This is a genomic window from Streptomyces sp. SS8, assembly GCF_054072955.1.
Window position 1 is genome coordinate 14,495 of sequence record NZ_JBSVCZ010000010.1, and the last position, 23,493, is coordinate 37,987.

General features: G+C 72.9%; 19 protein-coding genes. 12 read left to right on the plus strand and 7 right to left on the minus strand.

All coding sequences use genetic code 11. The features are described 5' to 3' along the window. Nucleotides 1–23: 23 nt before the first annotated feature. Nucleotides 24–1,079, plus strand: a complete 1,056-nt coding sequence (locus tag ACW69E_RS11985) for a glucose 1-dehydrogenase (protein ID WP_457498168.1) — start codon at nucleotides 24–26, stop codon at nucleotides 1,077–1,079. 44 nt (nucleotides 1,080–1,123) lie between these two features. Here ACW69E_RS11985 and ACW69E_RS11990 read toward each other — a convergent pair whose 3' ends face one another. Next, on the minus strand, nucleotides 1,124–2,944 hold the full coding sequence (locus ACW69E_RS11990; protein ID WP_457498169.1) for a glycoside hydrolase family 15 protein: 1,821 nt from the start codon (nucleotides 2,942–2,944) through the stop codon (nucleotides 1,124–1,126). A gap of 218 nt (nucleotides 2,945–3,162) precedes the next feature. On the opposite strand from ACW69E_RS11990, the gene ACW69E_RS11995 reads away from it, so the two are divergent. The 8 genes from ACW69E_RS11995 (at nucleotide 3,163) to ACW69E_RS12030 (ending at nucleotide 8,938) form a co-directional block, all read left to right on the plus strand. Further along, nucleotides 3,163–4,011, plus strand: a complete 849-nt coding sequence (locus ACW69E_RS11995) for a DUF2382 domain-containing protein (RefSeq protein WP_457498170.1) — start codon at nucleotides 3,163–3,165, stop codon at nucleotides 4,009–4,011. A gap of 223 nt (nucleotides 4,012–4,234) precedes the next feature. Beyond that, a complete protein-coding gene (locus ACW69E_RS12000; RefSeq protein ID WP_457498171.1) occupies nucleotides 4,235–4,966 on the plus strand; it encodes a hypothetical protein in 732 nt (243 codons plus the stop codon). Nucleotide 4,967: 1 nt separating this feature from the next. After that, a complete protein-coding gene (locus tag ACW69E_RS12005; RefSeq protein ID WP_457498172.1) occupies nucleotides 4,968–5,405 on the plus strand; it encodes a phage holin family protein in 438 nt (145 codons plus the stop codon). Then, on the plus strand, nucleotides 5,381–6,031 hold the full coding sequence (locus ACW69E_RS12010) for a DUF3618 domain-containing protein (protein WP_457498173.1): 651 nt from the start codon (nucleotides 5,381–5,383) through the stop codon (nucleotides 6,029–6,031). Before ACW69E_RS12005 ends, ACW69E_RS12010 begins: the two co-directional genes overlap by 25 nt. 75 nt (nucleotides 6,032–6,106) lie before the next feature. Then, entirely contained in the window at nucleotides 6,107–7,093 is a 987-nt protein-coding gene (locus tag ACW69E_RS12015; RefSeq protein ID WP_457498174.1) for a YihY/virulence factor BrkB family protein, read from the plus strand. 175 nt (nucleotides 7,094–7,268) lie between these two features. Continuing rightward, nucleotides 7,269–7,634: a phage holin family protein gene (locus ACW69E_RS12020; RefSeq protein WP_457498175.1), complete on the plus strand. Its 366-nt coding sequence runs from the start codon at nucleotides 7,269–7,271 to the stop codon at nucleotides 7,632–7,634. Between the two features lie 97 nt (nucleotides 7,635–7,731). After that, nucleotides 7,732–7,926, plus strand: a complete 195-nt coding sequence (locus tag ACW69E_RS12025; protein ID WP_457498176.1) for a hypothetical protein — start codon at nucleotides 7,732–7,734, stop codon at nucleotides 7,924–7,926. Nucleotides 7,927–8,170: 244 nt separating this feature from the next. Next, on the plus strand, nucleotides 8,171–8,938 hold the full coding sequence (locus ACW69E_RS12030) for a DedA family protein (RefSeq protein ID WP_457498177.1): 768 nt from the start codon (nucleotides 8,171–8,173) through the stop codon (nucleotides 8,936–8,938). A gap of 47 nt (nucleotides 8,939–8,985) precedes the next feature. On the opposite strand, the gene ACW69E_RS12035 is transcribed toward ACW69E_RS12030, so the two are convergent. Then, nucleotides 8,986–9,819: an SAM-dependent methyltransferase gene (locus ACW69E_RS12035; RefSeq protein ID WP_457498178.1), complete on the minus strand. Its 834-nt coding sequence runs from the start codon at nucleotides 9,817–9,819 to the stop codon at nucleotides 8,986–8,988. Between the two features lie 321 nt (nucleotides 9,820–10,140). On the opposite strand from ACW69E_RS12035, the gene ACW69E_RS12040 reads away from it, so the two are divergent. Continuing rightward, a complete protein-coding gene (locus tag ACW69E_RS12040) occupies nucleotides 10,141–11,025 on the plus strand; it encodes an RNA polymerase sigma factor SigF (protein WP_206347597.1) in 885 nt (294 codons plus the stop codon). Between the two features lie 245 nt (nucleotides 11,026–11,270). After that, entirely contained in the window at nucleotides 11,271–11,834 is a 564-nt protein-coding gene (locus ACW69E_RS12045; RefSeq protein ID WP_457498179.1) for a hemerythrin domain-containing protein, read from the plus strand. Between the two features lie 109 nt (nucleotides 11,835–11,943). Here the strand turns inward: ACW69E_RS12045 and ACW69E_RS12050 are convergent, their stop codons facing one another. After that, nucleotides 11,944–14,517 (minus strand): ATP-dependent Clp protease ATP-binding subunit, encoded by a 2,574-nt coding sequence (locus ACW69E_RS12050; RefSeq protein WP_457498180.1) that lies wholly within the window; start codon nucleotides 14,515–14,517, stop codon nucleotides 11,944–11,946. Nucleotides 14,518–14,787: 270 nt separating this feature from the next. Between ACW69E_RS12050 and ACW69E_RS12055 the strand changes: the two genes are divergently transcribed. Continuing rightward, on the plus strand, nucleotides 14,788–19,356 hold the full coding sequence (locus ACW69E_RS12055) for an HAD-IC family P-type ATPase (RefSeq protein WP_457498181.1): 4,569 nt from the start codon (nucleotides 14,788–14,790) through the stop codon (nucleotides 19,354–19,356). A gap of 157 nt (nucleotides 19,357–19,513) precedes the next feature. On the opposite strand, the gene ACW69E_RS12060 is transcribed toward ACW69E_RS12055, so the two are convergent. The 4 genes from ACW69E_RS12060 to ctaD all read right to left on the minus strand — a co-directional run bounded on the left by ACW69E_RS12060 (nucleotide 19,514) and on the right by ctaD (nucleotide 23,443). Further along, nucleotides 19,514–19,963, minus strand: coding sequence for an SRPBCC family protein (locus ACW69E_RS12060; protein WP_206347593.1), 450 nt, complete (start codon nucleotides 19,961–19,963; stop codon nucleotides 19,514–19,516). 137 nt (nucleotides 19,964–20,100) lie between these two features. Beyond that, nucleotides 20,101–20,985, minus strand: coding sequence for an SDR family oxidoreductase (locus ACW69E_RS12065; protein ID WP_457498182.1), 885 nt, complete (start codon nucleotides 20,983–20,985; stop codon nucleotides 20,101–20,103). A gap of 206 nt (nucleotides 20,986–21,191) precedes the next feature. Continuing rightward, entirely contained in the window at nucleotides 21,192–21,611 is a 420-nt protein-coding gene (locus ACW69E_RS12070) for a DUF2795 domain-containing protein (protein ID WP_457498183.1), read from the minus strand. A 116-nt stretch (nucleotides 21,612–21,727) separates the two neighbouring features. Then, a complete protein-coding gene (gene ctaD / locus ACW69E_RS12075; RefSeq protein WP_457498184.1) occupies nucleotides 21,728–23,443 on the minus strand; it encodes an aa3-type cytochrome oxidase subunit I in 1,716 nt (571 codons plus the stop codon). Nucleotides 23,444–23,493: the final 50 nt, after the last annotated feature.

Consider the following 23,493-nt stretch of genomic DNA (forward strand, 5'->3'; position numbering starts at 1 on the left):
CCCGCCCGACGGATGGAGTGGACGTGCAGGCACTGACCGTGGCTCCCGACCGGAAGAACTCCCTGCGGCTCGACACCCTCCCCGACCCCGAGCCGGGGGAGGGGGAACTGCTGGTGGACGGCCTGGCCGTTGGCGTGTGCGGCACCGATCTGGAGATCGTCTCGGGAGGCCACGGAGCCCCGCCGCCGGATCGGGAGCGGCTGGTCGTCGGCCACGAGTCCCTGGGCCGGGTGCGCCAGGCGCCGCCGGACAGCGGCTGGGTGCCCGGCGACCTGGTGGTGGGCGTCGTCCGCCGGCCCGACCCCGTGCCGTGCGGAGCCTGCGCCCACGGCTACTTCGACATGTGCCGCAACGGGATGTTCACCGAGCGCGGCATCAAGGGGCTCGACGGATACGCCTCCACCTCCTGGACGGTCGAGACCGACTACGCGGTGCGCCTGGACCCCGGACTGGAGCACGTCGGGGTGCTCATGGAGCCCGCCACCGTGGTGGCCAAGGCGTGGGACCAGGTGGAGCGCGTCGGCGGGAGGTCCTGGTTCGCCCCGCACTCGGTGCTCGTCACGGGCGCCGGTCCGATCGGGCTGCTCGCCGCGCTGCTCGGGCATCAGCGGGGCCTGGAGGTCCACGTCCTGGACCGGGTGGAGAGCGGCCCCAAGCCGGAGCTGGTCCGGGGGCTGGGCGCCGAGTACCACTGCGAGGACGCCGAGCGGGTCATGGAGCGGGTGCGGCCGGACGTGGTGATCGAGGCGACCGGCGCCGCGCCGGTGGTCTTCGGGGTGATGTCGGCCATGGACCCCTACGGAGTGCTCTGCCTGACCGGGCTGTCGTCCGCCGGGCGCACCCTGGAGGTGGACGCCGGATACCTCAACCGCGAGCTGGTTCTGGACAACTCCGTGGTGGTCGGGTCGGTCAACGCCAACCGGCAGCACTACGCAGCGGCGGCCGAGGCCCTCGCCAGGGCGGACCGGGGCTGGCTGGACGCGCTGATCACCCGCCGGGTGCCGCTGGAGTCCTTCGCCCAGGCCTTCGAACGGCGGCCGGACGACGTCAAGACGGTCATCGAACTCGCCCGGCACTGAGCGGGCCCGCCGGGCCCGTGAACGGTGGCCCGTGGGCGGCGGGTTTAGGGGCGCCCGTCGCCGGAGCGGAGGCGGGAGGGGCTCCGGATCCCGGCCAGGTTCTGCGCGGTGTCGATCAGCGGGATGTGGGAGAGGGCCTGGGGGAAGTTGCCGACCAGCCGCCGGTGCCCGGTGTCGTACTCCTCCGAGAGCAGGCCCAGGTCGTTGCGCAGGTCGAGCAGCCGCTCGAACAGCTCCCGGCCCTCCCGCACGCGGCCCTGGAGGATGTAGTTGTCGGCCAGCCAGAAGGAGCAGGGCAGGAAGGCCGCCTCGCCCGCGGGCAGGCCGTCCACGGAGTCGGTGCGGCCGCCCATGGTGTAGCGCTGCACCAGGCCGTCCCCGACCAGCTCCCGCTCGATCGCGGCCACGGTGCCCCTCATGCGGGGGTCGTCGGCGGGCAGGAAGCCCACGGACGGGATGAGCAGCGGCGAGGCGTCCAGCTCCGCGGAGCCGTAGAACTGGGTGAAGGTCGCGCGGTCGGGGTCGTAGCCGTACGCGCAGACCTCGCGGAAGATCTCCCGCCGCAGACTCCTCCACCGGTCGGCGGGCCCCTCCAGACCGAAGCGCTCCACGGCCTTGACCGCCCGGTCCGCGGCCACCCAGGCCATCACCTTGGAATGGGTGAAGTCCCGGCGCGGGCCGCGCACCTCCCAGATGCCGTTGTCGGGATCGCGCCAGTGGGACTCCAGGAAGTCCATCAGCACGCGCTGGACCCGCCAGGCGTCGGGGTCCGGCGGCACACCGTGGGCCCTGGCCTGGTGCAGGGCGTCCATGAGCTCCCCGTGGACGTCCAGCTGGAGCTGGCCGGAGGCGGCGTTGCCGATGCGCACGGGGCGCGAGTGCTCGTAACCGGGCAGCCAGTCCAGCTCCGTCTCGCTCAGCAGCCGTTCGCCCTCGACGCCGTACATGATCTGCATCCGCCGCGGGGCGCCGGCCAGCGCGCGCAGCAGCCAGTCGCGCCAGGCCACCGCCTCCCGCTCGTATCCGGAGTCCAGCAGCGCCATGAGGGTGAAGGTGGCGTCGCGCAGCCAGCAGTAGCGGTAGTCCCAGTTGCGCACACCGCCCAGTTGCTCGGGCAGGGAGGTGGTGGGGGCGGCCACGATGCCGCCGCTGGGCGAGTAGCTCAGGGCCTTGAGCGTGATCAGGGAGCGCACCACCGCCTCGCGGTACTCGCCGGAGTAGGTGCAGTGGCCGGCCCACTCCCGCCACCACCGCTCGGTGGCGGCCACCGTCCGGACCAGCTCCGCGGTGTCCGGCCGGTCCGGCTCCCCGTGGCGCAAGCCCCTCCATGCCAGTCTGAAGCCCACCTTCCGGCCCGCGTCGACGGAGAAGTCCGCGACGCAGCGGCCGTCACCGTCCACGGTGAAGTCCGCGCCGGAGTCGAGGACGACCACGTCCGGCCCCGCGTAGGCGCGCAGCCTGCGTCCCTCGGGCCGCAACCAGGCCGGGGTGACGCCGTAGTCGAAGCACAGACGCACCAGCGAGCGCATCCGCACCCGCCCCTCCAGGCCCTCGACCACGCGCACCACCGAGGGGTGCTCGCCGTCGACGGGCATGCAGTCGGTCACCCGGGCCCGGCCCTCGGGGCCGGCGTACTCGGTCTCCAGCACCGTGCTGTCGCCCCGGTAGCGGCGGGCCAGTGGCCGGGCCCGGTCGCGGGGGGCCAGCAGCCAGCGGCCGTGCTCGGGACGGCCCAGCAGGGCGGCGAAGCACGCGTCGGAGTCGAACCGGGGCAGGCACAGCCAGTCCACCGAGCCGTCGTAGCCCACCAGTGCGGCGGTGCGGGTGTCGCCCAGCAGGGCGTAGTCCTCAAGCCGGAGCGGCACGCGGCGTCTCCTTTCGGCCCGCTCGGGTCGCCGGCGGCACGGGTACCCGGTGATCCCGCCACCACACGGGCGGGCGGGGAGGAGCACCCGGGTTTCCGCGAAGGAAAGGGAAACTTCTCATTTTGGCCCACCTTTGTCTCTTTTGACGGTTTCCAGGGCCTTTCGGGTGGTTATCCGCAGTCTTGGAGTCAGAGGAAGCCGGCAACGAGGAGAGGCTCATGATCACCAAGGAGCAGATACCCGAGGTACTGGACCACCAGGTCTACGACGCCGAGGGCAAGAAGATCGGAGAGGCGGGGCACGTCTTCCTCGACGACGTCACGGGGCAGCCCGAGTGGGCGAGCGTCCGCACCGGGCTCTTCGGCAGCCATGAGACCTTCGTGCCGATCCACGACGCGGCCATGGTGGAGGACCACCTGGAAGTGCCGTACTCCAAGGACCAGGTCAAGGGCGCCCCCCACGTCGATGTGGACCAGGGCGGGCACCTGTCCGAACAGGAGGAGCGCCGGCTGTACGACTACTACGGCGTCGACTGGGGCGGCTACGGGCAGGAGGCCGGCCGCACCGACACCGGTCGCACCGGCACCACGGGCACGGCGGGCACCACGGGCACGGCCGCCGCGGCGGGTACCGCCGGCACCGCCGGGGGCCGCACCGGCACGGGCGGGACCCGCGGCGACCGCGACGAGGCCATGACGCGCTCCGAGGAGGAGATGCGCGTCGGCGTCGAGCGCCAGGAGACCGGCAAGGCCCGGCTGCGCAAGTACGTCGTCACCGAGGACGTCCAGAAGACGGTGCCCGTGCGGCGCGAGGAAGTCCGCGTGGAGCGCGAGCCCATCACGGAGGAGAACAGGGGCGAGGCCATGAGTGGCCCGGAGATCTCCGAGGCCGAGCACGAGGTGACCCTGCACGAGGAGCACCCGGTGGTCGAGACCGAGACGCGTCCGGTGGAGCGGGTGCGCCTGACCACCGACGAGCGCACCGAGGAGGAGACCGTCGAGGGGCAGGTGCGCAAGGAGCGCATCGAGGAGGAGACGGGCGAGGACAAGCGGCGCCGCCGCCGCTGAACCGCCGGTTCCATCCCCCGGGGCCCGTTCGGAGACGTCCTTTCCGTGCGGGCCCCGGCCGCGCCGGAGTGTCGCCGAGGCGTCGGCGGAGCGCGGCCGGAGGTTCGGGCAAAAGGGAATGTTGTGTGAATGCCGGGTCGAAGGCAGGGTACTTCGCCCTTCGTGAGCCACTAGTCACATATGACGCAAAAGGCAAATTCCGCAGGACCAACTGGAGGCACCGGTGAGTGAATCTCCGATCACGGGCAACGGCCCCGCACAGCAGACAGGCCAGACCGCGAAGCAGGAGACCCGCGCCACGGCCGACCGGGCGAAGGAGGCCGCGGGCACCGTGGCCGGCAGCGCCGGGGAACAGGCGCGCAATGTGACGGGCGAGGCCCGCGACCAGGTCGTCGGCATGGCGGACCACCTCAGGGAGCGTGCCACGCGGGAAGCGGACACGCAGACCAGGAGGACGGCCGACACCATACGTCAGTGGGCCGACGACCTGTCGGGCATGGCGGAGAACACCCGGTCCGACTCCCCGGTGCGGAACCTGGTGGCCCAGGCCGCCGACGGCGGCCGCCGCGCGGCGGACACGCTGGAGGAGCGGGGCGTCGGCGGCCTGATCGAGGGCGTGGAGTCCTTCGCGCGCCGCCGTCCGGGCGCGTTCCTGGCGGGTGCGGCGCTGGCCGGCTTCGCCATCGGGCGCGTGGCCAAGGCGGGCACCAAGTCGGCCCGGCAGGGGCAGGACGGTTCCGGTACGGCGCAGGCGCAGGGCTACGAGGCCTACCCGCCGACCCCGGGCGCCGCGGTTCCCACCGGCCCCGGCGGAGAGGTCCGGCAGATGCCCGGTTACGGGGAGCCCTCCTACGGCGCCCCGGGCGCCACCGGCACCGGCACCGGCACCGGCGGTTACGGGGCCACCGGCACCTACGGGACCCCCGACGTCCCCCGCCGTCCGGAGGTGGGCTGACATGGCGTACACGGCTCACCGGCCGGACACCGACCTGGAGGCCCGGGGCGGGACGGCGCAGGAGGACGCCTCGATCGGCGAACTGCTCTCCGCGGTCACCTCGGACGCGCAGAAGCTGTTCCGGCAGGAAGTGGAACTGGCCAAGGCCGAGATCCGCGAGGAGGCCACCAAGGCGGGCAAGGCCGCCGGCATGTACGGCGGAGCCGGGTTCGCCGGCTACATGACCGTCCTGTTCGCCTCGCTGGCGCTCACCTTCGGTCTGGCCAACGTCATGGACTGGGGCTGGGCGGCGCTCATCGTCACCGTCCTGTGGGGCGTGGCCGCGGCCGTGATGTACGTGATGGGCCGCTCGAAGATGAAGCAGGTCCACCCCAAGCCGGAGCGCACCGTCCAGACCCTCAAGGAGGACGCCGAATGGGCACGTCACCCGACGAGCTGAGGGCTCAGATCGACACCACCCGGCAGGAGCTGTCGGAGGACGTCGGCAGGCTTGCCGACCACGCCAACCCCCGCCACGCCGTCCGCCGTCGCAAGGAGCGGGCACGGGGCAGGATGACCGTAGTACGGGAGCGAGTCATGGGAACCACCTCGGACACGACGCAGTCGGTCCGTGAGAGCGCCGGGCACACCGCGGGCAGGGCGCGCGAGGGAGCCGGACAGGCGGGCGAGGCCGTCAAGGCCGCCCCCCACCACGCCGCGCGGAAGACCCAGGGAAACCCGCTGGCCGCCGGTGTGATCGCCTTCGGCGCCGGGATGCTGACGGCCTCGATGCTGCGCAGCTCGCAGAGGGAGGAGCAGGCGGTGGGCCGGCTCTCGGAGAAGGCGGGCGGCCTGGCCGAGCCGGTGAAGGAAGCGGCGATGGAGTCCGTGGAGCGCCTGAAGGAGGACGCCAGGGAGTCCGGCCAGCAGGCCGCTCAGCAGGTCAAGGAGACCGCCTCGGACGCCGCCCGCACCACCGCCGAGGAGGCTCGCGGGCAGGCCGGTGAGGTCAAGGGGCAGGCCCGCCAGTCCGGGCAGAGCGTGGCCGGTGAGACCCGCCGCCAGAGCCCCGGCTCGGCGCACTGAGACAGGCTCCGCGGCGTTCGCCCCCGCCCGCGAGGGCGGGGGCGGCCCGGCCGGGAACGGACGAGGTGCCACCACATGACGAACCACGAGAGGCGGCAGCGGGACGGCTCGGCCGGGCAGGCCCCCGAGGAGCCCACCGATCTGCCGAAGAGGTCCTGGAAGGGCGTGCTCAAGCGTACGGTCGCCGAGTTCAAGGACGACAACGTCACCGACTGGGCGGCCGCCCTCACCTACTACGGAGTCCTGTCGATCTTCCCCGCGCTGCTCGCGCTGGTGTCGATCCTGGGCGTGATCGGCAGCTCCGCTATCCAGCCCCTGATCGACAATCTCGGCAACATCGCCCCGGGGGCCGCGCGCGACATCCTCGAGAGCATGCTGACGCAGCTCCAGAACAACCAGGGGGCCGCCGGATTCGCGCTGGTCATCGGTGTCGCGCTGGCGGTGTGGTCGGCCTCCGGATACGTCGCGGCCTTCATGCGGGCCTCCAACGCCATCTACGACATCGAGGAGGGGCGCCCGATCTGGATGACGCTGCCGGTACGGGTGGGCATCACCCTGGTACTGCTGGTCATCCTGGCGCTGAGTTCGGTCGCGGTGGTCTTCACCGGCGACATCGCACAGCGCGCCGGCGACGTCATCGGCCTGGGCGAGACCTTCCTGACGGTGTGGAGCATCGCCAAGTGGCCGGTGCTGGTCCTGCTCGTCGCCTTCATGATCGCGCTGCTGTACTGGGCCGCGCCCAACGTCAAGCGCCGCTTCCGCTGGATCAGCCCCGGCAGTCTGGTCGCCGTGCTGCTGTGGATCGTGGCGTCGGCCGCCTTCGCCTTCTACGTCGCCAACTTCGGCAACTACAACAAGACCTACGGCAGCCTGGCGGGCGTGATCATCTTCCTGATCTGGCTGTGGATCACCAACATCGTGATCCTGCTGGGCCAGGAGCTCAACGCCGAGATCGAGCGCGGCCGGGCCATCGAGGCGGGGCATCCGGCCGAGGAGGAGCCCTACGTCGAGCCGCGCGACACCCGCAAGTTCTCGGACGACAACCCCAGCGGCCGGGACTGACCCCGGCCCCGCGCACGGCGGCCCCGGCCGCTTGGGCCGGGGCCGGCGCACGTCGGGGCGGAGGCGGGCATCGGACGGACCCCGGCGGGTACGGGGGACCAGCGGGGCGCCGCGCCGCCGGGCGCGGCGGGAACACGAGCACCGGGCGGACCGGGCCCGGAGGGAGAGGGAGACGATGCCGCAGAGCGGGACCGCGGGCGAACACATCGCCGACGCCGTGGAGCAGGTGACCCGGGAGGCGTCCGAGCTGTTCCGCGACCGCTTCCAGGGGTTCGGCGACGGGCTGCGCAGCGCCGCCCGGCAGGCGGGCGCGGGCGGTGCGCTGCTGGGCGGCGCCGGGGTGTGCGCGCTGCTGGCGGTGGGCTCCGCCCACCGGGCGGCGCTGCGTGCCCTGGAGTCCGCCCTGCATCCCGCGCAGGCGGCGGCCGTGCTCTCGCTGGCCTACGCCGCGGGGGCCGGGGCGTTGGCGGGAGCGGGCCGCGACCGGCTCAGGGCCGCCGGGCGCGCCTCGGGGGCGAGCCCGGCACCGACCGGCCCGTGACCGTGTGTCCCGTACCGGGCGAATCAGCCGGGAATGTGAGGGTACGCAGCAGACAAACCCGCTCATGAGGGGTGGAACCGAGCAGAGGAGGCTCGTTGTGAAGGGTGAACACGAGAAGGAGGAGTCCTCCGCACCGCGGCCGACGCAGCTGCGCACCGGCAGCGAGCAGCCGGTGGACCCGGAGGACCTGGTCAGGCTGTCCGGCCGCGAACCCACACCGGAGCGGATCGAGAGGGCACGCAGGGAGCTGGAGGAGCACGGAGCCGCCGCCGTCGAGAGGTACCTCCCCTAGGGCGTGTTTCCCGCGGCCGTTCCACGGCGCCGCCCGCCGCGTGCGGGCGGCGCCGTTCGCCGTCGGCCGGCCCGCGTGCTCCACGAGCGTTTCGGCCGTCCGTTCTCCGGAACGGGAACCGGGCGGCCGCCGGAAACGCTGTAAGTTCCAGCCACAGGTGCCGTCCGGCACCACGATGCCCGGGCGACGCGTGCGCCTGCGGTCTCGCCCCGGCGCATGCGTACCTCCCAGGAGCACGTCCCCAGTGACCACCCTCGCGCTCGGTCCGGCCTGGCTGGACCCGGACCACCTCATCCAGACCTTCGGCCTGATCGGCATCCTCTGCATCGTCTTCGCCGAGTCCGGACTGCTCATCGGTTTCTTCCTGCCCGGCGACTCGCTGCTGTTCACCACCGGCCTGCTGGTCGCCACCGATCAGTACCTGCACCACCCGCTGTGGCTGGTGTGCACCCTGATCGTCATCGCCGCGGTCGTCGGCGACCAGGTGGGCTATCTGTTCGGCCGCAAGGTGGGCCCGGCCCTGTTCAAGCGGCCGGACTCCCGGCTCTTCAAGCGGGAGAACGTGGAGAAGGCTCACGAGTTCTTCGAGAAGCACGGACCCAAGTCCCTGGTGCTGGCCCGCTTCGTGCCGATCGTGCGGACCTTCACCCCGGTCGTCGCCGGCGTCAGCCGGATGGACTACCGCACCTTCGTGCTCTTCAACATCATCGGCGGTGTGCTGTGGGGCGCGGGCGTGACGCTGCTGGGCGCGGCGCTCGGGCAGATACGGTTCGTCCGCGACAACATCGACCTGATCCTGGTCGGCATCGTGCTGCTCTCGGTGCTCCCGATCGTCGTCGAGTACCTGCGTGCCCGGCGCCGGCCGGAGGGCGCGGCGCCCGCCGCCGGCGTCCTTCCCGCCGGCGTTCTCCTCGACGACACCACCCTCGCCCTGCGCGCTGCGGCCGGGGCGCGGGCGGCCGGCACGCCCCCGGAGCGGAAGCGCGGCCGGGGCCGCCACGCCAGGCGTTGAACCGCCGCCCCGCCCCGGCCGCGCTCCCGGTCGTCACGGTCCGGTCGTCACGGTTTGACGCCGACCCCGCCGTACTCGTCCACGGCGGGGGGAAGGCCGCCGGAGAGCGGCGCATTGGTGGGTGGGGCCTGCGGCCGCCACCGCGAGACCGGCACCACCCCCGGCTCCAGCACCTCCAGGCCCCTGAAGTACCCGGCGATCTGCTCGGGGGTGCGCAGCAGGTAGGGAACCCCGGCCATCTCGTTGTAGAACCGCTGCGCGCGGTTGAAGGCCTCATTGCCGTCGGTGCCGTCGTTGCTCACCAGGCAGCTGCCCGACGGCAGGGCGGCCATCAGCCGCTTCACGGTCGCCCTGGCCTCGTCGTAGTTCTCGATGTGGCCCAGGATGTTCATCAGCATCAGGCCGACCGGCCGGTCGAGGTCCAGGGTCCGGGCGGCCTCGGCCAGGATGGTGTCGGGGCTGCGCAGATCGGCGTCGATGTAGGCGGTGGCGCCCTCGGGGGTGGAGGTCAGCAGGGCCCGGGCGTGGGCCAGGACCAGGGGGTCGTTGTCGACGTAGACGATGCGCGAGTCGGGGGCGACCCGCTGGGCGACCTCATGGGTGTTGTCGGCGGTCGGCAGCCCGGTGCCGATGTCCAGGAACTGCCGGATCCCCAGCTCACCGGCCAGATGCGTCACGGCGCGGGAGAGGAAGCCCCGCGAGGCGCGGGCGATCTCCACGATTCCGGGGAAGATCTCGCAGTACTGGTCGCCCGCCTCGCGGTCGGCGGTGTAGTTGTCCTTGCCGCCCAGCCAGTAGTTCCAGATCCGCGCCGAGTGCGGGATGCTGCGGTCGATCGCGGGCGGCGCGTCCCGGTCGGTGCGGGGTCGGCCGTCGGTCATGGGGGCCTCCTGATCCTGTGCCCTGTGGTGGCGGCGGCCGGCCCGGCCGCCGCCACACAACCTAGGACCTGTCGTCCTCCGCGCGCCGGTGGTCGCGCGATCGGGCGGGAGGCCGAGCGGCTCCGGGGTCCGCCGACGACTGCGGACATGCCATTCACGCATGTGTGCTGTGAGAAGTAAATCCGTTATGGTGGCGTTTACCCCGGGCGATTAACAGACATCGTGTGTACGTAGGTGAAACCTCACCCGGATGGGCGTGTGAGTTGTTCGGGTCCGGGTACGCGCCGTGCTGCACATGACAGATCAAAAGAGGAGGGCACGATGCGTACTCTGAGCCCGGAGGTTCAGCTGACGAGCGGTGACGTCTTGCCGGACCAGGAGCAGGAGACCGCCTCCACTGATCTGCCCGAACTGCCGAGAATCGAGGACGCGGGCAAGGTCGCGCCCCGCGACGCCCGGCAGCTCTCGAAGCTGTTCTTCGAGCGCCTGCGCGTGCTGGAGGAGGGGACGCACGAGTACCAGTACGCGCGCAACACCCTCATCGAGCTCAACCTGACGCTCGTCAACTACGTCGCCTCCCGGTTCCGCCACCGCGCGGAGCCCATGGACGACATCGTCCAGGTCGGCACCATCGGCCTGATCAAGGCCATCGACCGTTTCGACCTGAGCCGCGAGGTGGAGTTCACCTCCTTCGCCGTCCCGTACATCGTGGGGGAGATCAAGCGCTTCTTCCGGGACACCAGCTGGGCCGTGCGCGTCCCGCGCCGGCTGCAGGAGCTGCGCATCGAGCTGGCCCGCGCCAACGAGGAGCTCGGCCGCCGGCTGGGCCGCTCCGCCACCACCGAGGAGCTGGCGGAGTTCATGAACGTCACCGTCGAGGAGGTCATCGAGGGGCAGGTGGCCAGCAACGGCTACGTCGCCGGCTCCCTGGACCTCCCCGTGGGCGACGAGGGCAAGGACACCCCCCTGGCAGACCAGCTCGGGGATGTCGACCCGGCCCTGGAGAAGGTGGAGAACCTCCACGCGCTCAAGCCGCTGATGGAGCAGCTCGACGAGCGCGACCGGCGCATCCTGCAGATGCGCTTCGGCGGTGACATGACGCAGTCGGAGATCGGCGCCGAGCTGGGGATCTCGCAGATGCACGTCTCCCGGTTGCTGAGCAGGGCGCTGGCACGCCTGCGCGAGGGCATGCTGACCCAGAAGTGAGCCGGACGGCCGGTGCCCGCCGAAGGGCGGGGCGCACGGCGACGCGGGGCCCGCGGCCGACAGGCCGGGCGGCCCCGCGTCGGCATGTCCGGAACGCACCCGCGGGCGCGTTCCGGACCCCGCGGCCGGGGGCGCGTACGGCGCCGGGTCACCGGGCGTTAACCGCCCCGGACTCCGGGCACACGGTGCGTATGTCCGCTTTTCGGCGGACGCCTGTGACAGACGGCGAAAGGAAGACACCGGCCATGGGACACGGCGGAGACATCATCCAGGAGCTGAGCACGGACCACCGGGAGGTCGAGGAGCTCTTCGGCAGGATCGAGGCCATGCCCGTGGGAGACGCGCGGCGCAAGGAGTTCGCGGACCGGGCCGTCATGGAGCTGGTGCGGCACTCCGTGGCCGAGGAGCAGTACCTGTACCCGGCTGTGCGGGAGATGCTCCCCGACGGAGACGAGATCGCCGACAGGGAGATCGAGGAGCACTCCGCGGCGGAGCGCACCATGAAGGCGATGGAGGGGCGCGGCGCCGACGACCCCGAGTTCGGCCGGCTCGTCGCCGAGCTGATGACAGAGATCCGCTCCCACATCGCCGACGAGGAGCGCAACCTCTTCCCGCGGCTGCGGCAGGCGGCGACCCAGGAGCAGCTGGACAAGCTGGGCGACAAGGCGCGCACCGCGAAGAAGACCGCCCCGACGCGCCCCCACCCCTCGGCCCCCGACACCCCGCCGGCCAACAAGGTCATGGATGCCGGCGCGGGCATGGTCGACCGGCTCCGCGACGCCCTCACCGGCCGGGGCAAGGGGCAGTGAGGGACTGCTGAGGATTCATCGGACCCACCCACCGGACCATGTGCGGCGGCCGCCGCTCCCACCCGGGAGCGGCGGCCGCCGCGCATGCGCACCCGGGCGCGTGCGCCGCCTACGGCGCCGTCGGCGCGGCCGCCCGGTCCCGGCGGAAGACCAGGGCGCCGTCCGACACGTCCACCCGCAGCCGGGTGTGCGGCGCCAGCTCACCGCCCAGCAGCATCCGCGAGAGCTGGTTGTCCACCTCCCGCTGGATGGTGCGGCGCAGCGGCCGGGCCCCGTACTCCGGCTGGTAGCCGTGCCGGGCCAGCCACTCCACGGCCTGCGGGGTGAAGTCGACCTCCACGTCCTGGGCGCGCAGCCGCCGCCGCGTCTCGTCCAGCAGCATGTCCGTGATCCGCCGCAGCTGCTCGTCGGAGAGCTGCCGGAAGACCACGATCTCGTCGATGCGGTTGAGGAACTCCGGACGGAAGTGCTCGCGCAGCGGGCGCAGCACCCGCTCGCGGCGGGCCGCCTCATCGGCCTCACCGCCCGCCGCGCCGGGGGAGAAGCCCAGCGCGCCGCCGCGCCCGGTGATGGCCTCGGAGCCCAGGTTGCTGGTCATCACGATGACGGTGTTGGTGAAGTCCACCGTGCGGCCCTGGGAGTCCGTCAGCCGCCCGTCGTCCAGCACCTGGAGCAGGATGTTGAAGACGTCCGGGTGCGCCTTCTCCACCTCGTCCAGCAGCAGCAGCGAGTACGGGTGGCGGCGCACCGCCTCGGTGAGCTGGCCGGCCTCCTCGTGGCCGACGTACCCGGGCGGTGCGCCGACCAGCCGGCTGACGGTGTGCCGCTCCTGGTACTCGCTCATGTCCAGGCGCACCATCCGGTCGTCGGTGCCGAACAGCGCCTCCGACAGGGCGCGGGCCAGCTCGGTCTTGCCCACGCCGGTGGGGCCCAGGAAGAGGAAGCTGCCGATCGGGCGGTCGGGGCTGGACAGCCCGGCCCGCGAGCGCAGCACGGCGTCGGCGACCACGGAGACGGCCTCGTCCTGGCCCACCACCCGCCGGTGCAGATGCTCCTCCAGGCCCAGCAGCCTGGCCTTCTCCTCCTGGGTGAGGGTGCTGACGGGAATGCCGGTCTGCCGGGAGACGATGTCGGCGATGTCCTCCACACCGACCTCGGCGATACGGTCGCCCACCGGCTGCCTCCCGTCCCCCCCGGCGGCCTGCCGCTCCACCTCCGCCAGACGGTCGCGCAGCTCCTTGGCGCGCTCGTAGTCCTCGTCGGCCACCGCCTGGTCCTTGTCGCGCCGCAGCTGCTCGGCCTCGCGTTCCAGGGCCCGCACGTCGGTGCCCCGGGTGGAGGAGCGCAGCCGCACCCGCGCCCCGGCCTGGTCCATCAGGTCGATCGCCTTGTCCGGCAGGAAGCGGTCGGTCAGATAGCGGTCGGACAGCTCCACGGCCGCCAGCAGCGCCTCGTCGCTGTAGCGGACCTGATGGTGCGCCTCGTAGCGGTCGCGCAGCCCCCGCAGGATCTCCACGGCGTCGGCCGTGGTCGGCTCGGGGACCAGAACGGGCTGGAAGCGGCGGGCCAGCGCGGCGTCCTTCTCGATGTGACGGCGGTGCTCCTCCAGTGTGGTGGCGCCGATGACGTGCAGCTCACCGCGGGACAGGGCCGGCTTGAGCATGTTGCTGGCGTCCATCGCGCCGCTCTCGCCGCCGCCCCCGGCGCCCACCACCGTGTGCAGCTCGTCGATGAAGACGAGCAGTTCGTCGGTGTGCTCGCGGATCTCGTCGATGATGCCGCTGAGCCGCTCCTCGAAGTCGCCGCGGTAGCGGGTGCCGGCGACCACGCCCGCGAAGTCGAGCTGGACGACGCGGCGGCCCAGCAGGTTGTCCGGCACGTCGCCGTCGGCGATGCGCTGGGCCAGGCCCTCCACGATGGCGGTCTTGCCGACGCCCGCCTCGCCGATCAGCACCGGGTTGTTCTTGCCCCGCCGGGCCAGGATCTCGATGGTCTGCTCGATCTGCTCGTCCCGGCCGATCACCGGGTCGATGCGGCCCTCACGGGCGAGTTCGGTCAGGTCGCGGCCGAACTTGTCCAGGTTCGGCGTGCTGCCTCCCCCCGGCCGTCCTCCGGGGGCGGGCTGGCGTTCGCCGGCCGGGCCCGGGCCGCCGGGCTGCGGCCCCTCCGGGAGCCCGGAGCGCGGATCGAAGTGGGCGGCGTTGAGGATCTGGCCGGCCGCGGAGTCCCGGTTGGCGGCCAGGGCCACCAGCACGTGCTCCGGGCCGATGTAGGACGAACCGGAGGAGCGGGCGACCTGATGGGCGTCCATCAGGGCGCGCTTGACGGCGGGGCTGACGGAGATGGAGGAGCGCGGCGGACCGTCCCCGGCGTGCCGGTCGATCTCGGAGACGATGGTGTCGGGATCGCCGCCGGCACGGGAGACCATGGCGCGGGTCGGGTCGGTGGTGAGCGCAGCCCGCAGCAGGTGCTCGGTGTTGAGGTCGGTGCTGCCGTGCTGCGCGGCGTAGGAGGCCGCGGAGGAGACGAGCTGCCGGGCGGGCTCGCTCATCAGCCGCACGAAGTCGAAGTACCGGGGCCCCGGCCGCTGCCCGCCCGACGACGAGGAGCCCAGGAAGCGCGCGAGGAACTCTCCGAGCGGATCCCGGCCGAAGTCCTCGGGACCCATGTACCCGCTGGTCATAGATGTCCATCCCGCCGGCCCGGCGGTCCGGGCCGCGCTGCTGTCTCGGTGCGTCTGTCTCGACGCACCGGGGTTCCCCCTCGGACCGGTACGACACGTCGGGTACGCCCCCACTTGTCCGTGAGAGCCGCGGGCGGCAGGTGTGAGCCGGGCGTACGGGGTTATCCGGAGCGTGCGACTTCTCCGGCACGGTCTCCGCCGGCGTTGCCGCATGCCCGTGGATCCGTCCGCGGGTCCGTCTGTCGGTTCGGGGTCGGGAGGGCACGGTCGATGTCGTTGCTGTCGGGTCTGCCGGGGCTGCCGGGTCTGCGTCTGCCGGGGCCTTCGCCGGCCGATCTGGTGCCGCGGGGAGTGAGGGACGGGGCGCGCGAGGCGGTGGGCACCGCCGGCCGGCTGGCCGGGCAGTTCATGGGGCTGTCGCGCCGGGCCGTGTGGTCCCGGCCGGGGCGCTGCTACATCGCCGTCCACGGGGTCAACACCCCGGAGGGCGAGCGGACCGCCCGGCGCGTGGAACGCGTCCTGGAGCGGCACCCCGGGGTGCTGTGGGCGCGGGTGAACGCGCCGTCGGGGCGGGTGGTGGTGGCGCTGGAGTCCCCGCCGCCGCCCGAACGCGAACTGGTGGCGCTGGTGGAGCGAGCGGAGGGGCACGTCCCCTGCGCGGACGAGGAGCACGAGGAGTGGTGCCAGGAGCCGCACCACCCCTGCGAGGGGCCGCGGACCGGCCAGTCCGTCACCGCCCTGGCGGCCGACGTGGTGGGCCTGGGGCTGTCCACGCTCAACCGGGTGGCCCCCTGGACGCCGCTGCCGCCCGAGGTGGCGGCCCTCACCGGGGCGGTGGCCCGCCACCCCCGGCTGCGGCGACTGGTCGCCCAGGGGCTGCACGACCCGCAGCAGGCGGACTCCCTGCTGCCGGTCCTCACCGCCCTGACCCAGGGCGTGGCCACGCGCGGCGGCGGCCTCGTGCTCGACGTCGTGGAACGCATGGCGCAGTGGCGGGAGGCCGGGGCCTACCGCAGGGCCTGGGAGGAGGCCGAGGCGAGGCTGGTGGGCAGCCCCGGGGACGCGGCGGCCGGCCCGGTCGCGGTGGAGCGGCCCGTGCCCCCGCCCCCCGACGCGGTCGACCGCTACGTCGAGCGCTCGATGGCGCTGACGGCCGCGGCCGGGGCGGCGACCGCGCCGTTCGCCGGACCGCGGCGCGGGCTGGCGGTGGCGCTCTCCGGTGTGCCCAAGGCCCCGGACGCGGGCCGGGAGGGCTTCGCCACCACACTCGGCCGCGCCCTGGCACTGCGGGGGGCGACCGTCATGGACCGGAGCGTGCTGCGCAGGCTGGGCCAGACGGACACCGTCGTCCTCGACGAGGAGGCGCTCAGCGGCAGCCACCACGAACTGGCCGATCTGGTGCCGCTGGAGGGCGCCGAGCCCCGGGAGGCCGCCGAGCGGCTCTTCGCGCTCTTCGCCCCCGACAGGACCGGCCAGACCCACCGGGACGAGGACGGCTGGGTCCTGGGCCCGCTGGAGGAGCTGGAGCTGACCGGGCGCAAGGGGGCGCGGGCGGCGGCCCGGCTGCGCCGGCAGGGCAGTGAGAGCGTTCTGGGCCTGGCCAGGGGCAGGCGGCTGGAGGCCGTCGCCGGCCTGGCCCGGCAGAAGGCCCCGGGCGCGGACGCGGTGGCGGCCGCGGCCCGCCGCGCCGGGGCGCGTGTGGTCCTGGCCAGTGCCCGCCCCGAGCCGGCGTTCGGCTTCGCCGACGCCGTCGTCCCCGGCGGCGACCGCCTCACCGCCTCCCTGCGCGGGCTGCAGGCGGACGGCGCGGTGGTGCTGCTGCTGTCGGGCGACCGGCGGGCGCTGGCCGCCGCCGACTGCGGGATCGGTGTGCACCGCGAGGACGAGCCGCCGGCCTGGGGCGCGCACATCCTGATCGGCACCGACCTGGAGTCGGCCGGCCTGGTCGTGGACGCGGTCGGGGTGGCCGCCCAGGTCGACCGGGAGAGCCGGTTCCTGGCCGCGGGCGGCAGCGGCGTCGGCGCCGTCGCGGCCCTCCAGGCGCCTCCCGCCCGGGCGACGGCCCGCGGCGCCGCGGCGGGTACCAGTGCCGGGACCGCGGCGTTCTGCCTGGGTACCTGGCGGGCCCGGCAGCTGCTGTCCCGCCCGGTCACCCCACCGGTGGAGACCACTCCCTGGCATCTGATGCCCGCCGATCGCGTACTGGAGCGGCTGGACAGCACCGACGAGGGGCTGAGCAGGGAGGAGGCCGAGCAGCGGGCGGGCCGGGACACCACCTCCGGGCAGCCGGCGCGCATCGGCCTGCCGGCCGCGTTCATCGAGGAGCTGGCCAACCCGCTCACCCCGGTGCTCGCGGCGGGCGCCGCGCTGTCGGCGGCCGTGGGCTCGCGCACCGACGCGGCGCTGGTGGCCGGCATCACCGGTGCCTCCGCCCTGGTGGGCGCCGTTCAGCGGGTCAGGACCGACAAGGCGTTGGAGGAGCTGTTCGCCCGTTCGGCGATCGGCGCGCGGGTGCGGCGCGGCGGGGCCGAACGCCTGGTGGCCGCGGGGGATCTGGTGGTCGGGGACGTGGTGGTGCTGCGCTCCCAGGAAGTCGTCCCCGCCGACTGCCGGCTGCTGCGGGGCGAGGGACTGGAGGTCGACGAGTCCTCGCTGACCGGCGAGTCCCTGCCGGTGGCCAAGGACGCGGCGCCGGTGGTCGCCGCGCAGATCGCCGACCGCCGCTCGATGCTCTACGAGGGCACCACCGTCTCGGCGGGCACCGCGGTGGCCGTCGTGGTGGCCACCGGATCGGCCACCGAGGTCGGGCGCAGCCTGGCCACCGCCCGCCAGAAGGCCCCCGACACCGGGGTGGAGTCGCGGCTGCACGCCCTGACGAAGACCAGCCTGCCGCTGGCGCTCGGCTCGGCCGCCGCGGTCGCCGGATCCGGGGTGCTGCACGGCCGCCCTCTGGCGGACACGCTCGCCTCGGCGGTGAACCTGGCCGTCGCCTCCGTGCCCGAGGGGCTGCCGCTGCTGGTCAACGCGGCCCAGCTCGCCGCCGCCCGCCGCCTGGCCGACCACGGGGCGCTGGTGCGAAACCCCCGCACCATCGAGGCGCTCGGCCGCGCCGACGTGCTCTGCTTCGACAAGACCGGCACCCTCACCGAGGGCGATCTGCAGCTCGCCGCCGTCAGCGACGGCCGGCGCGAGCTGCCCGCCGACCGGCTCGACGCCGCCCGCAAGCAGATCCTGGGTGCCGCGCTGCGCGCCACCCCGCCGGCCCGCGCCTCCGAGCCCATGGAGCACCAGACCGACCGCGCGGTGGTGGCCGGTGCCCGGCGGGCGAAGGTGGCCGTACGCCAGGGCGCACCGCAGTGGCGGCGCACCGACGCCCTGCCCTTCGAGCCGTCCCGCGCCTACCACGCCACCGCCGGCCGTACCTCGCGCGGAATGCTGCTCAGCGTCAAGGGCGCGCCCGAGAACGTACTGGAGCGCTGCACCCGGCTGCGGGAGGGGAGCGGCGGCAAGGACGCGGGCAAGGACGCCGGGAAGGACAAGGAGCTCGACGCGGCGGCCCGCGAGTGCCTGACCGGCGCGGCCGAGGAGCTCGCGGGTGCCGGACGGCGGGTGCTGGCCGTGGCGGAGCGCCCGCTGGAGACGGGGGAGGACCTCACCGACGAGGCCGTCGCCGGCCTGACGTTCCTCGGCTTCGTCGCCCTCGCCGACCCGGTGCGCTCCTCGGCCGCGCCCGCCACCGCGCGGCTGCGGGCGGCCGGGGTGCAGACGGTGATGCTCACCGGCGACCACCCCGCCACCGCGGACGCCATCGCGGCCACGGTCAGCGAGGACCCCGACCAGAAGGTGTGCACGGGCGCCGAGATCGACGAGCTGAGCGACGAGGAGCTCGACGAACTGCTGCCCACACTCGACGTCATCGCCCGGTGCAGCCCCCACCACAAGGTCCGCATCGTCCAGGCGTACCAGCGCATCGGGCGGGTGGTGGCGATGACCGGGGACGGCGCCAACGACGCCCCGGCCATCCGGCTGGCGGACGTGGGCATCGCGCTCGGGCGGCGCGGCACGCCCGCCGCGACCGCGGCCGCCGATCTGGTCGTCGGCGACGACCGGCTGGAGACGATCATCGCCGCGCTGCTGGAGGGCCGCGCGATGTGGGGCTCGGTGCGCGACGCGCTGGCCATCCTCGTCGGCGGCAACCTCGGGGAGGTGGCCTTCAGCGTGCTGGCCGCCGCACTGACCGGCAGCTCGCCCCTGAACGCCCGTCAGATCATGCTCGTCAACCTCCTCACCGACCTCGCCCCGGCGCTGGCCATCGCGGTGCGCGAGCCGGCGACGGAGGCCGGCGAGCGGCTGCTGAGCGAGGGCCCGGACCGCTCCCTGGGGGCCGGTCTGAGCCAGGAGGTGCTGCTGCGCGGCGCCACCACCACGCTCGGCGCCGGGCTGGCCTGGGGCGCGGCCAGGCTCACCGGGCGGGGCAGGCGCGCCGGGACGGTGGCCCTGGCCTCGGTGGTGGGCACCCAGCTCGCGCAGACGCTGCTCACCGGCGGGCTGGACCGCAACGTGCTGACGGCCGGGATCGGTTCGGCCGCTGCCCTGGTGGGGGTCATCCAGACGCCCGGGGTCAGCCAGTTCTTCGGCTGCACCCCGCTCGGTCCCGTCGCCTGGGGCATCACCCTCGGCTCGATCACCACGGCCACGCTGCTGGGGGCGGCCGCGGGCCCGGTGGTGCGCAGGCTGGTGCCGGAACCGGAGGGGTGGGCCCCGCCGGAGCCGGCCGGGGAGCCGGCCGGAGAGCCCGCCGGGGAGGAGGACGGGACACCGCAGCGGCCGGGGGAGTGAGCCCGCGTGCGGGAGGGGTGTACGGCATGCCGTACACCCCTCCCGCACGTATGGGAGAACCATGGGAAAACCGCGGCCCGTGACCACCGTGGAGGTGGTCACGGGCCGCGGCCACATGACAGGGGGTGAGGAGCCCCCTCGCGGTCGGAGGACCGGGTCAGACCTGGCCGCGCCAGGCGCCCGTCTCCGCGCCACGCTTCTCGATGAACTCCTTGAACCGCTTCAGGTCGCCCTTGGCGCGGTGGCGGACCACACCGAGCTTGTCGCCGACGGTGTCCGTCGCGCCCTCGGGGTCGTGGTCCATCTGGAGCATCACCTTGGTCGTGCTGTCGTCCAGCCGGTGGAAGGTGACCACGCCGGCCTGCTTGGCCTCGCCGTCGACCGTCGTCCACGCCACCCGCTCGTCCGGGATCTGCTCGGTGATGCGGGCGTCGAACTCCCGCTCGGCGCCGGCGACCTTCGTCACCCAGTGGGTCAGTGTGTCGTCCTTCTGCTCCACCCGCTCGACGCCTTCCATGAACTCGGGGAAGCTCTCGAACTGGGTCCACTGGTTGTACGCGGTGCGCACCGGCACGCGGACCTCGATCGACTCCTCGACGTGAGACATCCAGCATCCCTTCTCTCGCTGTGATGACTGGTATGTGACGCTTTGTGTCGTTGCCTCACGCCTACCCGGAAGGAGTACGGCCATGCGGGTGTGTTCGGTGAACACCCGTCAGGTCCGCGGCTCCTGCCGGCCCGGCGTCAGGGCAGCGGAGTCCCGCCGGTGGCGTTGACGACCTCGGCGGTGATGTAACTCGCCTCCCGGGAGGCCAGGAAGACGTAGGCCGGGGCCATCTCGGCGGGCTGGGCGGGCCGCCCCAGCGGGGACTGCGCGCCGAACTCCGAGGTGTCGGGCATCGTCGCGGGGATCAGCGGGGTCCACACCGGCCCCGGGGCGACGGCGTTGACCCGGATTCCCCGCTCGGCCAGGTACTGGGCGAGCCCCTGGGTGAAGGTGACGATGGCGCCCTTGGTCATCGCGTAGTCGAGCAGATGGGGGCTGGGCTTGTACCCCTGCACCGAGGTGGTGTTGATGATGCTGCCACCCGAGGGGATGTGGGGCAGGGACAGCTTGGAGAGCCAGAACATGCCGTAGAGGTTGGTGCGCATCGTCCGGTCGAACTGCTCGGTGTCGATGCCTTCGATGCTCTCGGGCTGCGCCATCTGGAAGGCCGCGTTGTTCACCAGGACGTCGATGCGCCCGAACTCCGCCACCGCCCGGTCCACCAGCCGGCGGCACTCGGACTCCTCACGGATGTCGCACATCAGGGGCACGGCCTTCCGGCCGGCCTCCTCGACCAGCCGCGCCGTCTCCCGGGCGTCCTTCTCCTCCTGGGCGAGGTAGGTGAACAGCACGTCCGCGCCCTCCCGCGCGAAGGCGAGGGCCACGGCGCGTCCGATGCCCGAGTCGCCGCCGGTGACGACCGTCTTCCGGTCCGTCAGGCGGCCGCTGCCCCGGTAGGACGACTCGCCGTGGTCGGGCTCGGGCTCCATCCGTCCGGTCAGGCCGGGGTGCGGCTGGTCCTGCTGGGGAAACTCCGGCTGCGGGTGCTTCCGGGTGGGGTCCTGCTGCTCCTGGTCGCTCATGTCCGCCTTTCTTCCTCCGTCTCGTCGTCTCTTCCGTGCCGCCGGCCGCCCGGCTCTCCTCGCCGCCGCCGTCCGCCACCGCGGCGGACTCCCGCTCCCGCGAGACGCCGCACCGCCCGGAGCCTTGGCGCTCCGGGCGGTGCGGCGTCCGGGTGGACGCGGACGTCCGCCCGTCCCCGGGGGGAGGCGTACCCGGGCCGTCGCCGTCAGGTGCGGTGGCTGGTGTCCTCGACGCCCAGCCCGAGGGCCCGGGCGATGTCCTGGACGTTCCGGAACTCCTGCCCGGCCGGCAGCCTCTCCGCCAGTCCCAGCAGGCGGTCGGGGGCGTTGTTCTCGCGCAGTTTGCCGAGCACGGCGTCGCGGTCGGCCGGGTAGAGACCCAGGCCCAGGTGCCGGGCCAGCTCACTGCGGATCTCGACGTCGCTGTGGTCCATCCCCGGAGGGGTGCCGCCGGTGAGCACGGTGTTGGGTGCGCGGTCCACATCGGGCTGGTCCTCGCCCGAGGGCTGGAGTTCGTGGTCCTCCTCCATGCGGAGCGACCGGCCCGCGCGGAGCTCGCCCTCCATCTCCTGCTTGAGCTCGTCGTCCCGGGCGGGGCCGGTCTTGTTCTTCCCGTGCGTGGCCATCTGGTCCTCCCGAAAGGTCGAAGCGCTGGCCGGCGGCGTGCACCGACGTGGGGACCGCGTTCCCGGGGATGCCTGGATTACACCGTTTGCGGATCTTTTGCGTCCGTCCCCCGTGCTCACCCCATGTCGCCGCGCCGCTCCGGGGTGACGTCGGTGATGTCCCTGCGCCCGACGTTCTCGGCCTGGTCGATGGCCGCGACGTCCGGGTGGTGCAGGTCGAACGCCGGGGACTCGGAGCGGACCTTCGGCAGGGTGACGAAGTTGTGCCGCGGCGGCGGGCAGGAGGTCGCCCACTCCAGCGAGCGGCCGTAGCCCCACGGGTCGTCCACGGCGACCTTCGGCGCGTACTTCGCCGTCTTCCAGACGTTGTACCAGAACACCAGGAACGACATGCCCAGCAGGAACGAGCCGATGCTGGAGACCGTGTTCAGCGCGGTGAAGCCGTCGGCCGCCAGGTAGTCGACGTACCGGCGCGGCATGCCCTCCGCGCCCAGCCAGTGCTGGACCAGGAAGGTCATGTGGAAGCCGGTGAACAGCGTCCAGAAGGTGATCTTGCCGAGCCGCTCGTCGAGCATCTTCCCGGTGAACTTCGGCCACCAGAAGTGGAAGCCGGCGAACATCGCGAAGACGACCGTGCCGAAGACCACGTAGTGGAAGTGCGCCACCACGAAGTAGGAGTCGGTCACATGCCAGTCCAGCGGCGGGGAGGCCAGGAGGACGCCGGTGAGCCCTCCGAAGAGGAAGGTGACCAGGAAGCCGATCACCCACAGCATCGGCGTCTCGAAGCTCAGCGAGCCCTTCCACATCGTGCCGATCCAGTTGAAGAACTTCACGCCGGTGGGCACCGCGATCAGGAACGACATGAAGGAGAAGAACGGCAGCAGCACCCCGCCGGTGGCGAACATGTGGTGCGCCCACACGGTGATCGACAGACCGGTGATGGCGATGGTGGCGCCGATCAGGCCGATGTAGCCGAAGATCGGCTTGCGGCTGAAGACCGGGATGACCTCCGTGACGATGCCGAAGAACGGCAGCGCGATGATGTAGACCTCGGGGTGGCCGAAGAACCAGAACAGGTGCTGCCACAGCAGCGCGCCGCCGTTGGACGGGTCGAAGATGTGCGACTGGAAGACCCGGTCCGACTCCAGGGCGAACAGCGCGGCCGCCAGCGGCGGAAAGGCCAGCAGGACCAGCACACTGGTCAGCAGCACGTTCCAGGTGAAGATCGGCATCCGGAACATCGTCATGCCCGGGGCGCGCATGCAGATGATCGTGGTGATGAAGTTGACCGCGCCCAGGATCGTGCCGAAGCCGCCCAGGCCGAAGCCCATGATCCACAGATCGCCGCCGACCTGGGGTGTGCGGGTGTCGTCCGACAGCGGCGTGTACGCGGTCCAGCCGAAGTCGGCCGCGCCGTCGGGTGTGAGGTAGGAGGAGACCGCGATCAGCCCGCCGAAGAGGTAGAGCCAGTAGGCGAGCATGTTCAGGCGTGGGAAGGCCACGTCGGGCGCGCCGATCTGCAGCGGCATGATCCAGTTCGCGAAGCCGGCGAACAGCGGGGTGGCGAACAGCAGCAGCATGATCGCGCCGTGCATCGTGAACGACTGGTTGTACTGGTAGTTGGAGAGGATCTGTGTGCCGGGGCGGGCCAGCTCGGCCCGGATCAGCAGAGCCAGCACACCGGCGAGCGTGAAGAAGCCGAAGGAGCTGATGAGGTAGAGGGTGCCGATCTTCTTGTGGTCGGTGGTGGTCAGCCACTCGACCACCACCGCTCCCACGGTTTTCTTCTTGTTCTCCTGCGCCGGCTCCGACTCGTCCGTCCGCACTGCCATGCCCGTGTCCTCTCGACCCACCAGCTCCGACCGGTGCCGCGGTGGCGACG